This is a genomic window from Curtobacterium sp. NPDC089991 (assembly GCF_044748425.1).
Lineage (GTDB): Bacteria > Actinomycetota > Actinomycetes > Actinomycetales > Microbacteriaceae > Curtobacterium.
In genome coordinates this window covers 443967-457103 of sequence record NZ_JBIVGB010000003.1, presented here as the reverse complement: position 1 = coordinate 457103, position 13137 = coordinate 443967, and the positions used below count along the sequence as shown (strand labels likewise).

10 protein-coding genes are annotated in these 13137 nt (G+C 70.4%); 3 read left to right on the top strand and 7 right to left on the bottom strand.

What is annotated here, in order from left to right; genetic code table 11:
- Positions 1–10: 10 nt before the first annotated feature.
- On the top strand, positions 11–283 hold the full coding sequence (locus ACIPV1_RS11455; protein WP_123313478.1) for a DUF4031 domain-containing protein: 273 nt from the start codon (positions 11–13) through the stop codon (positions 281–283).
- Between the two features lie 447 nt (positions 284–730).
- Here ACIPV1_RS11455 and ACIPV1_RS11450 read toward each other — a convergent pair whose 3' ends face one another.
- Both ACIPV1_RS11450 and ACIPV1_RS11445 read right to left on the bottom strand, forming a co-directional pair.
- Positions 731–1651 carry a hypothetical protein gene (locus tag ACIPV1_RS11450; RefSeq protein ID WP_402726394.1) on the bottom strand — a complete coding sequence of 307 codons (921 nt, stop codon included), beginning with the start codon at positions 1649–1651 and terminating at the stop codon, positions 731–733.
- A 2-nt stretch (positions 1652–1653) separates the two neighbouring features.
- Positions 1654–4545, bottom strand: a complete 2892-nt coding sequence (locus tag ACIPV1_RS11445) for an Rne/Rng family ribonuclease (RefSeq protein WP_402726393.1) — start codon at positions 4543–4545, stop codon at positions 1654–1656.
- Positions 4546–4894: 349 nt separating this feature from the next.
- Here ACIPV1_RS11445 and ACIPV1_RS11440 point away from each other — a divergent pair, with 349 nt between their 5' ends.
- Entirely contained in the window at positions 4895–5497 is a 603-nt protein-coding gene (locus ACIPV1_RS11440) for a vitamin K epoxide reductase family protein (RefSeq protein WP_402726392.1), read from the top strand.
- 122 nt (positions 5498–5619) lie between these two features.
- On the top strand, positions 5620–6471 hold the full coding sequence (locus ACIPV1_RS11435) for a DsbA family protein (protein ID WP_402726391.1): 852 nt from the start codon (positions 5620–5622) through the stop codon (positions 6469–6471).
- A gap of 72 nt (positions 6472–6543) precedes the next feature.
- On the opposite strand, the gene ACIPV1_RS11430 is transcribed toward ACIPV1_RS11435, so the two are convergent.
- The 5 genes from ACIPV1_RS11430 to ileS are packed head-to-tail and all read right to left on the bottom strand — an operon-like array spanning position 6544 to position 13070.
- Positions 6544–7392 carry a DsbA family protein gene (locus ACIPV1_RS11430; protein WP_402726390.1) on the bottom strand — a complete coding sequence of 283 codons (849 nt, stop codon included), beginning with the start codon at positions 7390–7392 and terminating at the stop codon, positions 6544–6546.
- A gap of 19 nt (positions 7393–7411) precedes the next feature.
- Entirely contained in the window at positions 7412–7831 is a 420-nt protein-coding gene (gene ndk, locus ACIPV1_RS11425; RefSeq protein ID WP_111084529.1) for a nucleoside-diphosphate kinase, read from the bottom strand.
- A gap of 39 nt (positions 7832–7870) precedes the next feature.
- Positions 7871–8356 (bottom strand): DUF4233 domain-containing protein, encoded by a 486-nt coding sequence (locus tag ACIPV1_RS11420; RefSeq protein WP_402726389.1) that lies wholly within the window; start codon positions 8354–8356, stop codon positions 7871–7873.
- Positions 8353–9819 carry a bifunctional folylpolyglutamate synthase/dihydrofolate synthase gene (locus tag ACIPV1_RS11415; RefSeq protein WP_402726388.1) on the bottom strand — a complete coding sequence of 489 codons (1467 nt, stop codon included), beginning with the start codon at positions 9817–9819 and terminating at the stop codon, positions 8353–8355. Before ACIPV1_RS11415 ends, ACIPV1_RS11420 begins: the two co-directional genes overlap by 4 nt.
- On the bottom strand, positions 9816–13070 hold the full coding sequence (gene ileS, locus ACIPV1_RS11410; RefSeq protein ID WP_402726387.1) for an isoleucine--tRNA ligase: 3255 nt from the start codon (positions 13068–13070) through the stop codon (positions 9816–9818). Before ileS ends, ACIPV1_RS11415 begins: the two co-directional genes overlap by 4 nt.
- Positions 13071–13137 lie beyond the last annotated feature (67 nt).

Here is a 13137-nt window from a genome sequence, read left to right as displayed (position 1 = left end):
AGATTGCACGGTGACCGTGTTGATCGACCCACCGACGTGGCCCGCTCACGACACTCTGTGGTCGCACCTCGTCAGTGATGAATCCTACGCGGAACTCCACGCGTTCGCTGCACGCGCCGGTGTGCCGCGTCGTGCGTTCGACCACGACCACTACGACGTGCCGCTCGCGAAGTACGACGAACTGGTCGCCGCGGGGGCCTCTGCGGTGTCCGGCCGGGAGCTCGTGCTGCGGCTCATCCGCAGCGGTCTGCGCGTGGCGCAGCGCGACAAGCGCGCCCACTGACTCGCCGCGCGTGCGTCCGGCACGCACGGTGCGAGGTTCCCGACTCGGTGCCGGGCACGCCGGCTCGCACGGCGTCCGGAACCTCGCACGGTGCGGACGGGAGGCCCGGCGCACCCCCGCCACGCCCGTCCTGTCGCACGGTGCGGGGCCGGCTCGCAGGCGTCCGCGCACCGTGCGAGGTTGCCCACAGCGTGCGAGGTCGGCAGCACGGTGCGTCGCCAGAGGCTCGCACCGTGCCGCGGCCGCTGCACCGCCCGGAGAACCTCGCACGGTGCGGCGACAGGCGTGCGCCGCACCGCGCATGACCGCGGTCGCGGCTCGGGCACGTGCGCACGGTGCGAGGTTGGCCACACGGTGCGAGGTACGAAGGCCGCACGATGTGGTCAACCTCGCACCGTGCAGCGCCCACACGACCGCCCACACGACCGCACGAGCGACGAAGCGAGGTCAGCGGGGCGCTGGACCACCCCAGGGGGCTGCCGGCGGCTGCTGCTGGTCCGGACGGGGCTGTGCGCCGTACTGGCCGCCGTACTGCCCGTGGGGGTCCGGCTGGACCAGACCCTGTCCGTACGGGCCCTGCTGCGGCTGCTGCGGCCCCGGCTGCACGGTCGCGGGCGGGACGGCGTCGGCGGGCCGTACCGTCCCCGGCAGGCCGGACGTCGGCGCGGGGCCACGGTTCCGTCGCGGGCGCCCGAGCCACAGCCACGCCGCGGTCGCACTCGCCAGGAGCATCACCGTGAACGGCACGCCGTTGCGGAGCGGGTTCGTGACGACGTCGATCACGAGTCGGGAACCTCCCGAGGTGATCGCGCCGAACGCCCCCGTGAAGACACCGACGAGCGCGAGGGCGATCGTCCCGGCAGCCCCGGCGAGCACCGCACGGAGCAGCACGGTCGGCAGCGGACTGCGGCGGGCGATCGGCGTCAGGAACGCCAGCGCCAGGAACGCCCCCGCGTAGAACGGGAACGGCGCCAGGAACACCGAGGCGATGAAGCTGCCGACCAGGCTGGCACCCGCGCCGTAGTGCGCGAACGGACTGACGACGAGCGACGTCCCGATGAGCCCGACGATGCCGGACACGAACTCGACCAGCACGAGGGACACCACGGCGATGAGCGCCCCGGCGGTGTTGTTCACCGAGGCGCCTGGCGCGAAGGCCCGACGTGGATCAGCCGGTGCACGCGACGGTCGCGGCGGGGCGTAGGGCACCCCGGCAGCGGGCTGGAAGCCGTGCGGCGGCTGCCCGCCAGGCTGCCCACCGTACGGCGGCGCGGAACCGCCGGCTCCCCCGGGTCCGGGCGGTGCGGGCTGCTGCCAGCCCGCACCGTAGTACCCACGATCCTGCTGCGGGTCACCGGGGTTCGTCACGCTCAGTTCCCCAGGATGACGGAGCCGTCGGTGTCCTCGCCGGACGCACCCTCGGTCGTGGCCGGGGCACTGATGCTCGGCGACGACACCCGGCGGGACCGCGAACGGCCCTGACCCGGCTGCTTCGGCTCGGGCAGCGCCTGGAGCACGGAGTCCAACAGCGACTCGGCGTCCGGGGCGACCTGACGCGGCTCGCGCTTCGGGGCGGCATTGAGCGGGATGTCCAGGATCGCGACCGTGTTGTCGGTCGGGGTCACCGTCGCCCTGGAGCTGACCCGACGGCGGGCCGGGGCCTTGGCCTTCGGCTCGCCGGCAGGAGCAGCAGCCTCGGCGACCGCCTGCTTCGGCGCAGCCTGCTTCGGCTCGTTGCGCTTCGGCTCGACCTGCTTCGGCTCGACAGCGGCCTCCGCCTCGACTGCGACGGGCGCCGACTCGGTGACCTCGGTGGTCTCGGTCGCGGCAGCGTTCGACTGCTCACCGCTCCGTCCACCACGGCCGCCACGGCGCCGACGCTTCGACCCGGTGGGCTGTTCGCCCGCTCCGGAGTCCTCGGACGCGGACGTCGCCGCGGGGACGTCGGCCGAGGTCGGTGCCTCCGCCGAGGTCGGCGATGCCGGCGAGTCCTCGTGCGGGATCGTCGAGGCGGCGATCCGCGACAGCGCACTCTTCACGTCGTCGGTGATCTGGTGCGCCTGGCTCGACTGCCCGTTCGACGAACCGGAACCCGAGCCACCGCCGGAGTTGCCCCCGCCGTTGCCGTGCCCGTTGCCACCGTTGCCGTTGCTGCCGTTGCCACCGGCACCGCTGCGTCCCTTGCGACGCCCCTTGCTCGGGCCCGGGTCGGCGTTGTTGTCGTTGACCTTCGCGTTGACCTCGTCGAGCGACTCGCGCAGGCCGACGCCGATCTTCTTGCGGGTCATCTGCACGAGGCCGAGCGAGGTGACCTCGGCGACCTGGTGCTTCGTGCGGTCGCGGCTCAGGCACTCGATCAGGCGACGGAGCACGAGGTCGCGGTTCTCCTCGAGCACCATGTCGATGAAGTCGACGACGATGATGCCGCCGATGTCGCGCAGGCGGAGCTGGCGGACGAGTTCCTCGGCGGCCTCGAGGTTGTTCTTCGTGACGGTCTCCTCGAGGTTGCCCCCGGAGCCGACGAACTTGCCCGTGTTGACGTCGACGACCGTCATGGCCTCGGTACGGTCGATGACGAGCGAACCACCGGAGGGCAGCCAGACCTTGCGGTCGAGCGCTTTGTCGATCTGCTCGTTCAGGCGGTACTCCTCGAAGGAGTCCGGGCCCTCGTAGCGGACGACGCGGTCCTTCAGGTCGGGCGCGACGGCCGACAGGTACTCGTCGATGGTGCCGCCGGCGGCCTCGCCGTCGATGATGAGCTTCGTGAAGTCCTCGTTGAAGACGTCACGCACGATCTTGACGAGCAGGTCCGGCTCCGAGTGCAGCATCACCGGGGCCTGGCCACCGGCGACCTTCTTCTGGATGGCCTCCCACTGGCTGGTCAGGCGCTGCACGTCGCGGGTGAGCTGCTCTTCCGTCGCACCTTCGGCAGCGGTGCGCACGATGACGCCCGCGTGCTCCGGCAGGACCTCCTTCAGGATCTTCTTCAGGCGCGCACGCTCGGTGTCGGGCAGCTTGCGCGAGATCCCGTTCATCGAGCCGTTCGGCACGTAGACCAGGTAGCGACCGGGCAGCGAGACCTGGCTGGTCAGGCGGGCGCCCTTGTGGCCGACGGGGTCCTTCGTGACCTGGACCAGGACCTTGTCGCCCGGCTTGAGCGCGGCCTCGATGCGACGGCCGTGGCTGGTGTCGACCGAGTTCCAGTCGACCTCGCCGGCGTACAGCACGGCGTTGCGGCCGCGGCCGATGTCGACGAAGGCGGCCTCCATCGACGGCAGGACGTTCTGCACCTTGCCGAGGTACACGTTGCCGATCAGCGACACGTTCTCGGACTTGGTGATGTAGTGCTCGGCGAGGATGCCGTCCTCGAGCACGCCGATCTCGATGGTCGACGAGCTGGAGCGCACGATCATCTGGCGGTCGACGCTCTCGCGGCGGGCGAGGAACTCGTCCTCGCTCACGACCTGGCGTCGGCGTCCGGCGTCACGGCCGTCGCGGCGGCGCTGCTTCTTCGCCTCGAGCCGGGTCGAGCCCTTGATGCGCTGCGGCTCGGTGATGAGCTCGGGCTCGCGGCGGCGGGGCTCCTGGTGGTCGCGCGGCTCGCGCGGCGCACGGGCCTCGCGGTCGGCGCTGCTCCCCCGACGACGCGAGCGCCGGCGGGATCCGCCCTGCTCCTCGCGGTCCTCGGAGTCGTACCGGTCATCGCGGTCGAACCGGTCCTCCCGCTCCGAGCGCTCGGAGCGGTCGGAGCGCTCGTAGCGGTCGTCTCGGTCGTCCTCGTCGCGCTCGTACCGCGCGGCACGGCGCGGCAGCTCCGGCAGGACGGGGGCGTGGAAGATCAGGCTGAGCGTGCTCGTCGCCTTCGGGACGAACGGCTCGGCTGGGGCGGCGGGTTCGCTCGCCTCGGCCGTCGGCTCGGTCTCGGTCGGACGGGAGGCACCACTCGGCTCCGCCACGTCGGCTGCGGGCTCGGTCGGCTCGGCCGTGACCACCGGCAGGTCGCCGGTCAGCGTGCTCACGTCGTCCGGCTCGGCGCTCTGCGCGGAGACGGCCTCGACCGCGACGGACACGGCTTCTGCCGGTGCCCCGTCCGCCGGTGCCCCGTCCGTCAGCGCGAGGGGCTCGTCGACGGCCGGCACCTGCACGGCGTCGGCCGCGACCTGCTGGCCGGACGACCGGGCGCGGCGTCCGCCGAACAGGCGGGTCCGACGCTTCGGGGCGTTCTCGTCGTTGGTCGTGTTGTCGTTGTTCTGCTCCACCATGGACTGGCGCACTCCTCGGCCCCACTCGCACCCTTGTCAGGCGGCGGGAATTCTTTGGTTGTGGCGGTGGCGTCGACGCCCCGCGCTCGCTGTCTTCGTGATCGGTCTGCGTCAACTTCTCGTTGCGTCCGCTGCCGTTCCGGTCCGGGCACCCGGCCCGGGTCGGCTCGGCGTCGGAGTGACGCTGTCCCGACCACGGTGCGCTCTCACCGCACCTGATCGTCCGGACACTGCCCCGTGGGGCACTGCCCGGAAAGCTCTCTTCGGTCTGCGGTTGCCCGCACGACCTCCGGCCAGTATCGCACGCCGCTCCCGGAAAGGACCGGAAGCCGCATGCGATGATGACGGCGTGAGCACGTCAGCGCCTGCCCCCCGTCGTCCGATCCCGATGGCCGTCTTCCTCTTGATCACCGGGTTCGTCGGCCTGTACGGGTCCTTCTCCCTGGTGCTCGACGAGTTCAAGAAGTACGCCGACCCCGACACGGTGCTCTCGTGCGACGTGAACCCGTTCATCAGCTGCTCGGACGTGATGGCGAGCTGGCAGGGCCACTTGTTCGGGTTCCCGAACCCACTGCTCGGCGTGATGGGCTTCGTGGCGCCGATCGCCGTCGCGGTGATGATGCTCGCGGGCTTCCGCAACGGTTCGCGGTGGTTCTGGATCGCGTTCAACGCCGGCGTGTTCCTGGCGTGGGTCTTCGTGACGTGGCTCTTCACCCAGACCGTCTGGTTCATCGGCGCGCTGTGCCCGTGGTGCATGCTCGTGTGGTCGATGACGATCCCGATGTTCTGGGTGTTCACGATCTGGAACGCCGCGCAGGGCCGCTTCGGTGCCCGCACCAAGCGAGTCGGCCGGGCACTGCTCCCGTTCTGCTGGGCGTTCCCGCTGGCGAACTACCTGTTCATCATCGTGACGATCATCATCAAGTTCCCGACCATCCTGACGGTCTTCTGATCCACTGCTGGGCGTCCCCGATGCGGCGCCCATGATGCATCGATGACGCGTCACCGAATTCCTGGGGGCCTCCCAGGCAGGACGCCCGATCGACCTCCGGGCAGCACCTACGCTCGATCTCGATGAGCGAGAACGAGAGCAAGAAGGTCCGTCGCGACGCCGCCCGAGAGCGCGCTCGCGAAGCCCGGGTGCAGGAGCAGGCGCGACGTCGCCGCAACAAGACGCTCGGGATCAGCGGCATCATCGTCGGCAGCCTGGCGGTCGTCGCCGTGGTCGTCCTGGTGATCGCGAACTCGGTGCAACCCGCGGGGCCCGGGCCGCGGAACATGGCGAGCGACGGCATCCTGTTCACCGGCCAGAGCAGCGAGATCGTGCCCGTCGAGACCAAGGCGACACCCGACGGCGGGACCCCGACGGCGACGGAGCAGGACGACTCGGTGGCGAACATCACCGTGTACTCGGACTACATGTGCCCGTACTGCAACCAGTTCGAGACAGCGCAGATGGACCAGATCGAGCAGTGGGTGAAGGCCGGCTCCGCGACGCTCGAACTGCACCCGTTCAACCTGCTCGACCGGGTGTCGCTCGGGTCGAAGTACTCCACCCGCTCCGCCGCCGCGGCCGCCTGTGTGGCGAACTACGACCCGGACGCGTTCCTGGCGTACAACACGTCGCTCTACGAGAACCAGCCGTCCGAGAGCACCAAGGGCCTGACGAACGACGAGCTGGCGTCCCTGGCGAAGGACGCCGGCGCGACGAACAGCAAGGTCACCTCGTGCATCACCGGGCAGCACTTCGCCGGGTGGGTCGCCGACGCCACGAACCGGGTGATGAACGACCCGATCCCGAACTCGTCACTCGACAAGGTGACGAGCACCCCGACGATCATCGTGAACGGCAAGCAGTTCACCGGCTCCCTGACCGACACCGACGCCTTCGCGTCGTTCGTCGAGCAGAACGGCGGCGCCGCGTAGGCACGAGGCAGCGCGACGACGAAGGCCCCCGCTTCCGGATGGAAGCGGGGGCCTTCGCTCGTGCGGGTGGTGCTACTTCGCCGCGGCGTCGATCGCGGTGATGACCGTGCTGAGGTCGTCGAGACGCTTGCCGTTGACGACCACGGTCGGCGTGCCGAAGCCCTGCGTGCCCTGCAGTGCCTCGTCCGCGGTGACGAGCTTGGTGGACTTCGTCACCCAGCCCTTGAACTGCTCGGTCGACAGGCACTCGGAGACGTTCGACCCGGTCGCGCCGCCCGCCTTCACGAGCTTCGCGATCTCGGCGTTCGTCAGGCCCGAGGTGCCCTCGGTGGGCTGGTTGGCGAAGAACTGCGTCTGGACGTCCAGGAACTTGTCCGGCGCGTAGTTCGCGACGCACATCGCGGCGTTCGCGGCCCGGCTGGCGTAGCGCGAGCTCTGGTAGCTGCGGTCGAGGATCGACACCGGCTGGATGGCCAGCGTCGCGTCGCCCGACTTCACCTTGTCCAGGATCTGGTCGGCGTAGGCGGCCTCGAACTGCTTGCAGACCGGGCAGGCCCAGTCGACGTACTCGGTGACCGCGACCGCACCGTCGGTGTTCGACGTCGGGACTGCCGACGGGGTGCCCTTCGCGGTGACGGCCTTCGTGGTCACCGGGGTGACCTCGCCGCCCTCGCCGGTGAACTGGATCGCGCCGGTGGCCATGTTCTTCGGCCCGGCAGCGGACACGGCGGGCGCGTTGTTCACGTTCACCACGACGAGCGTGATGATCGCGGCGATCGCGATGATGCCCAGGCCGATACCGCCCTGCAGGAACCATTTGTTGCGGCGCTTGCGACGCTTCTCGGCGTCGGCGCGCTGGCGCGAGACCTCACGCGCGTGCTGGCGACGCTCGTTCTTGGTGGGTCGGTCGTTGTTCGTCACGAGTCGTTCCCCCGGCGTCTCAGGCGAACCAGAGCGCGAGCTCGCGCGCCGACGACTCGGTGCTGTCCGACCCGTGCACCAGGTTCTGCTGCACCTTGAGGCCCCAGTCGCGACCGAGGTCGCCACGGATGGTGCCGGGTGCGGCGCTGGTGGGGTCGGTGGTGCCGGCGAGCGACCGGAAGCCGGCGATCACGCCGTTGCCGGCGACGCGCACGGCGACGACCGGACCGGACTGCATGAACTCGACGAGCGGCTCGAAGAACGGCTTGCCCTGGTGCTCCTCGTAGTGCGCGTCCAACAGGTCGCGCGGCGCGGTGAGCATCTTCAGGTCGACGATCTCGTAGCCCTTCGACTCGATGCGGCGGAGGATCTCACCGGTGAGCTGGCGGGCGACGCCGTCGGGCTTGACGAGGACGAGGGTCTCTTCGAGGTCGGACACGCAGTACTCCTAGTGTGTTCGCGGGATCGGAGGGGGTGGTCAGTCCTCGCCCGTGGCGGCCCGGCGCGCAGCGTTCTGGCGGTCGAGCTGACCGCCCTTGACGAAGCAGAAGACCCACAGCGCCAGGAACACCACGGCGACCGCGAACATGAACGGTTCGATGAACCCGGTGGCGAGGATGGCCGCCTGCAGCAGCCACCCGAACCCTACACCGGCGGGGTTGCCGGTCAGGCGTGAGGCCAGCGCCAGCACGACCATCGCACCGATGCCACCGCCGAACGCCAGGGCCGGCGGCAGGGTCCCCTTGCCGAACACGACGAGCATCGGGAAGAAGAACATGATCGCCTCGAGCACGAGCGCGATCGACAGCAGGCTCTCCTGCGCCCCGCGGTCGCGTCGCGGCTTCCGGGTGCGCGGTGCGCGCCCCGGCCGGGAGGTGGGCCCACGCGAGCCGGTTCCAGACGACCGCGGAGCTTGCGGAGAGGTCGGCTGGCCGTGCTCGTGGGGACGTGGTGCGTTCGTCACTTCGTCTCGCCTTCCCGGTGGACCAGGTCCATGACCGCACCCACCATCACGATGGAGCCCGCGACGAGCACGAGGGCGTCCTCGGCGTCCGCCTCGTCCGCCAGGTCGCGTGCCTGCTGCAGCGCGGCGGCGAGCGACGGTTCGACGACGACACGGTCCGCGCCGACCTCGTCCACGACGACCTTCGCGAAGGCGTCCGCGTCGAGGGCACGCTCCCCCGGGGGCTGCGTGACGACGAAGGTCTCGACGGTCCCCTTCAGCGCGCGGACGAACCCGCGGGCGTCCTTGTCGCCGAGGATCCCGACGACGCCGACGACGTGCTCGGACGGGAACGCCACGGGCAGGGCCTCGGCCAGGGCCTTGGCACCGTGCGGGTTGTGCGCCGCGTCGACCACGACGGTCGGGTCGGTGGCGATCGGCTGGAGGCGACCCGGGCTGGTGGCACCGGCGAGGCCCTCGGACAGGACGTCCTCGTCGAGCGCCTGGGTGCCCCGACCGAGGAACGACTCGACCGCGGCGATCGCCACGGCCGCGTTGTGCGCCTGGTGCCGCCCGAACAGCGGCAGGAACAGGTCGTCGTAGCGGCCGGCGATCCCCTGCACGGTGATGAGCTGACCGCCCACCGCCGGCGTGACGTCGACGAGCGAGAACCCGGTGCCCTCGACCGCGAGGGTCGACTCGGTGAGCTCGGCGGCACGCTCGAGTTCGACGAGTGCTTCGGGGACCTGCTCGCTCGACACCACGGCGGACGACGGCTTGATGATCCCGGACTTGGTCCGCGCGATCTCCGCCACGGTGCTGCCGAGCTGCTTCGCGTGGTCGATGGCGATCGGCGTGAACACCGCGACCTGGCTCTGCACGACGTTGGTGGAGTCCCACTCGCCGCCCATGCCGACCTCGATCACGGCGACGTCGACCGGCGCCTCGGCGAAGCACGCCAGGGCCAGGACGGTCAGTGCCTCGAAGAAGGTGAGCGGGAGCTCGCCCTTCGCGGTGAGCTCCTGGTCGGTCAGTTCGAGGACCGGGGCGATGTCGTCCCAGTTCTCGACGAGCCGGCTCGGCTCGATCGGCTGCCCGTCGATGACGATGCGCTCCCGGATCGACACCAGGTGCGGGCTCGTCATCAGGCCGGTGCGCAGACCGTGGGCACGGACGATGCTCTCGGTCGTGCGCGCGGTGGACGTCTTGCCGTTCGTGCCGGTGATGTGGATCACCGGGTACGCCAGGTGCGGGTCACCGAGCAGCTCGACGGCGCGACGGGTCGCGGTCAGGCGGTGCTCGGGCGACTGCTCACCGATCCGGGCGTACAGGGCGGCCTCGACGCGCTTGACCTCGTCGTCGTCACCGCCGTACGGCACGGCCTCGACCGGGGCGTCTCCGGACGGCCCCACCGGGATCCGGATGCCGTCCTCGTCGTGCTGGTCGTGCTGGTCGTGCTCGTCGTACTGGTCGTCGTCGCTCATGCGCGTGACACCTCCACGGTCACCTTCGCGCCGTCACCGACATCGGTGGTGGCGCCTGCCCCGAGGGGCACGATCTCGACGCTCGTCGCCAGGGTCTCCCCCGCGATGAGCTGCTGGTGGGTGCGCACCGACGCGTCGGCGGCCTCGTCGACCCCGAGGGTCAGGACGATGCGGTCGCTGACGTCCAGGTCGGCGTCGCGCCGGGCCTGCTGGACGGCACGGACGACGTCGCGGGCGAGCCCCTCGGCCTCGAGCTCGGGTGTGGTCACGGTGTCGAGCACCACGAAGCCGCCCTCGTCGAGGAACGCCACGGCGACCGACGGGTCGGCGACGGTGAGGTCGAGCGTGTACTCGCCCTCGACCAGGTCGACACCGCCGACGGTCACGCCGGACTCGGTCGCGGTCCAGTCGCCCTTCTTCGCGGCCGGGATCACCTGCTGCACGGCCTTGCCGATGCGCGGGCCGGCGACGCGGGCGTTGACGGTCAGCTTCCGCTCGATGCCGTACTGCGCCAGTGACTCCTCAGCCTGGGCCTCGAGCACGACCCGCTTGACGTTCAGCTCGTCGCGCAGGATGTCGGCGAACGGTTCGACCGCCGCCGGGTCCGGCACCACGAGGGTGAGCGTGGCGAGCGGCAGCCGGACGCGCTTGCCGGTCGCCTTGCGGAGCGCGAGGCCCTTCGAGGCGACGTCGCGCACGCGGTCCATCGCCGCGACGAGGGCGTCGTCGGCGGGGAACTCGGCCGCGTCGGGGAAGTCCGTCAGGTGCACGCTCCGACCACCGGTCAGGCCCTTCCAGATCTCCTCGGTGACGAGCGGGGCGAGCGGGGCCGCGACGCGGGTCAGGGTCTCGAGCACCGTGTACAGGGTGTCGAAGGCCGCACGGGCGTCGTCCCCTGCCGCACCGTCGGCCCCGGTCCAGAACTTGTCGCGCGACCGGCGGACGTACCAGTTCGTCAGCACGTCGGCGAAGTCGCGGACGGCCTGGGCCGCGAGCGGGGTGTCGAGCGCGTCGAGGTGCTGCTGCACGTCGGACACGAGCACCCGGGTCTTCGCGAGCAGGTACCGGTCGAGGACGTCGGTGCTGTCCGTTCGACGGGTGGCCTGGTACCCCGACTCCCCCGATGCGTTCGCGTAGAGGGTGAAGAAGTAGTACGTCGACCACAGCGGGAGCATGAACTCGCGGACGCCCTGGCGGATGCCCTCCTCGGTGACGACGAGGTTGCCACCGCGGATCACCGACGACGACATCAGGAACCAGCGCATGGCGTCGGCGCCGTCGCGGTCGAACACCTCGGAGACGTCCGGGTAGTTCCGCAGCGACTTCGACATCTTCTGACCGTCCGAGCCGAGGACGATGCCGTGGCTGATGACGTTCTTGAAGGCCGGTCGGTCGAACAGCGCGGTGGACAGCACGTGCATGACGTAGAACCAGCCGCGGGTCTGCCCGATGTACTCGACGATGAAGTCGGCCGGGTTGTGCGACTCGAACCACTCCCGGTTCTCGAACGGGTAGTGCACCTGGGCGTACGGCATCGACCCGGAGTCGAACCAGACGTCGAACACGTCGGTGATCCGGCGCATCGTCGAGTTCCCCGTGGGGTCGTCGGGGTTCGGGCGGGTCAGGTCGTCGATGAACGGGCGGTGCAGGTCGACCTCGCCGTCGGCGTTCAGCGGCAGGCGGCCGAAGTCGCGCTCGATGTCTTCGAGCGAGCCGTACACGTCGGTGCGCGGGTACTCGGGGTCGTCGGACTGCCACACCGGGATCGGCGTGCCGAAGTAGCGGTTGCGCGACACCGACCAGTCGATGGCGTTGCCGACCCACTTGCCGAACTGGCCGTCCTTGACGTTCTCCGGCACCCAGTTGATGTCCTGGTTGAGCTCGCCCATGCGGTCGCGGAAGTCGGTGACCCGCACGAACCACGACGACACGGCCTTGTAGATGAGGGGCTTCCGGCACCGCCAGCAGTGCGGGTAGCTGTGTTCGTAGGACGCCTGGCGGAGCAGACGACCAGCGTCGCGGACGGCCTTGGTCAGCGGCTTGTTCGCGTCGGACCAGAGCATGCCGGCTACCTCGCCGAACTGCGAGGTGAAGACACCGCCCTCGTCGAGGGAGAGCACCACGGGGATGCCGGCGGCAGCACAGACCACCTGGTCGTCGGCACCGTAGGCCGGGGCCTGGTGCACGATGCCGGTGCCCTCGCCGGTCTCGACGTAGTCGGCGACCAGGATGCGCCAGGCGTGCTCCATGCCCTCGGCTTCGGCGAGGAAGTCGAACAGGCGCTCGTACTCGACGCCGTCGAGCTCCGCACCCGTCAGGGTGCGGACGACCGCGGCAGCGGCGTCCTCGGCCGTCTCGTAGCCGAGGTCCTTCGCGTAGGCGGCCACGGTGTCCGAAGCCAACAGGTACGAGACGGAACCGGCGTCGGCACCGTCAGCCGCGCCTCCCGGCCCCGCAGGGAGCACCACGTACGAGACCGCAGGCCCGACGGCCAACGCGGCGTTCGTGGGCAGGGTCCAGGGGGTCGTCGTCCAGGCGAGCGCACGCACGCCGGCCAGCCCGAGCGACTCGGCGCGCGCGCCCTGCAGCGGGAACGACACCGTGACGGACTGGTCCTGGCGCATCTTGTAGACGTCGTCGTCCATGCGCAGCTCGTGGTTCGACAGCGGCGTCTGGTCGTTCCAGCAGTACGGCAGGACCCGGAAGCCCTCGTACGCCAGGCCCTTGTCCCAGAGCTGCTTCCACGCCCACAGCACGCTCTCCATGAACGTGGTGTCGAGCGTCTTGTAGTCGTCCTCGAAGTCGACCCAGCGCGCCTGGCGGGTGACGTACTGCTGCCACTCGTCGGTGTACTGCAGCACGGACTTCTTGGCGGCGGCGTTGAACACGTCGACGCCCATCTCGTCGATCTCGTGCTTCTCGGTGATGCCGAGCTGGCGCATCGCCTCGAGCTCGGCGGGCAGCCCGTGGGTGTCCCAGCCGAAGCGGCGGTGCACCTGCTTGCCGCGCATGGTCTGGTAGCGCGGGAAGACGTCCTTCGCGTACCCGGTCAGCAGGTGACCGTAGTGCGGCAGGCCGTTCGCGAACGGCGGGCCGTCGTAGAAGGTCCACTCGTCGCAGCCCTGGCGCTGGTCGATGGACGCCTGGAACGTGCCGTCGCCCTTCCAGAAGGCGAGGATCCCCCGCTCGACGGCGGGGAAGGACGGCGAGGGGACGACGCCATCGGCATCGGCGTTCAACGGGTACGGCACCGGGACTCCTTGTGGGTTCGCTCGATCTCCACGAGGACGGAGCAGGCTCCGCGGTACCACCTCGCTT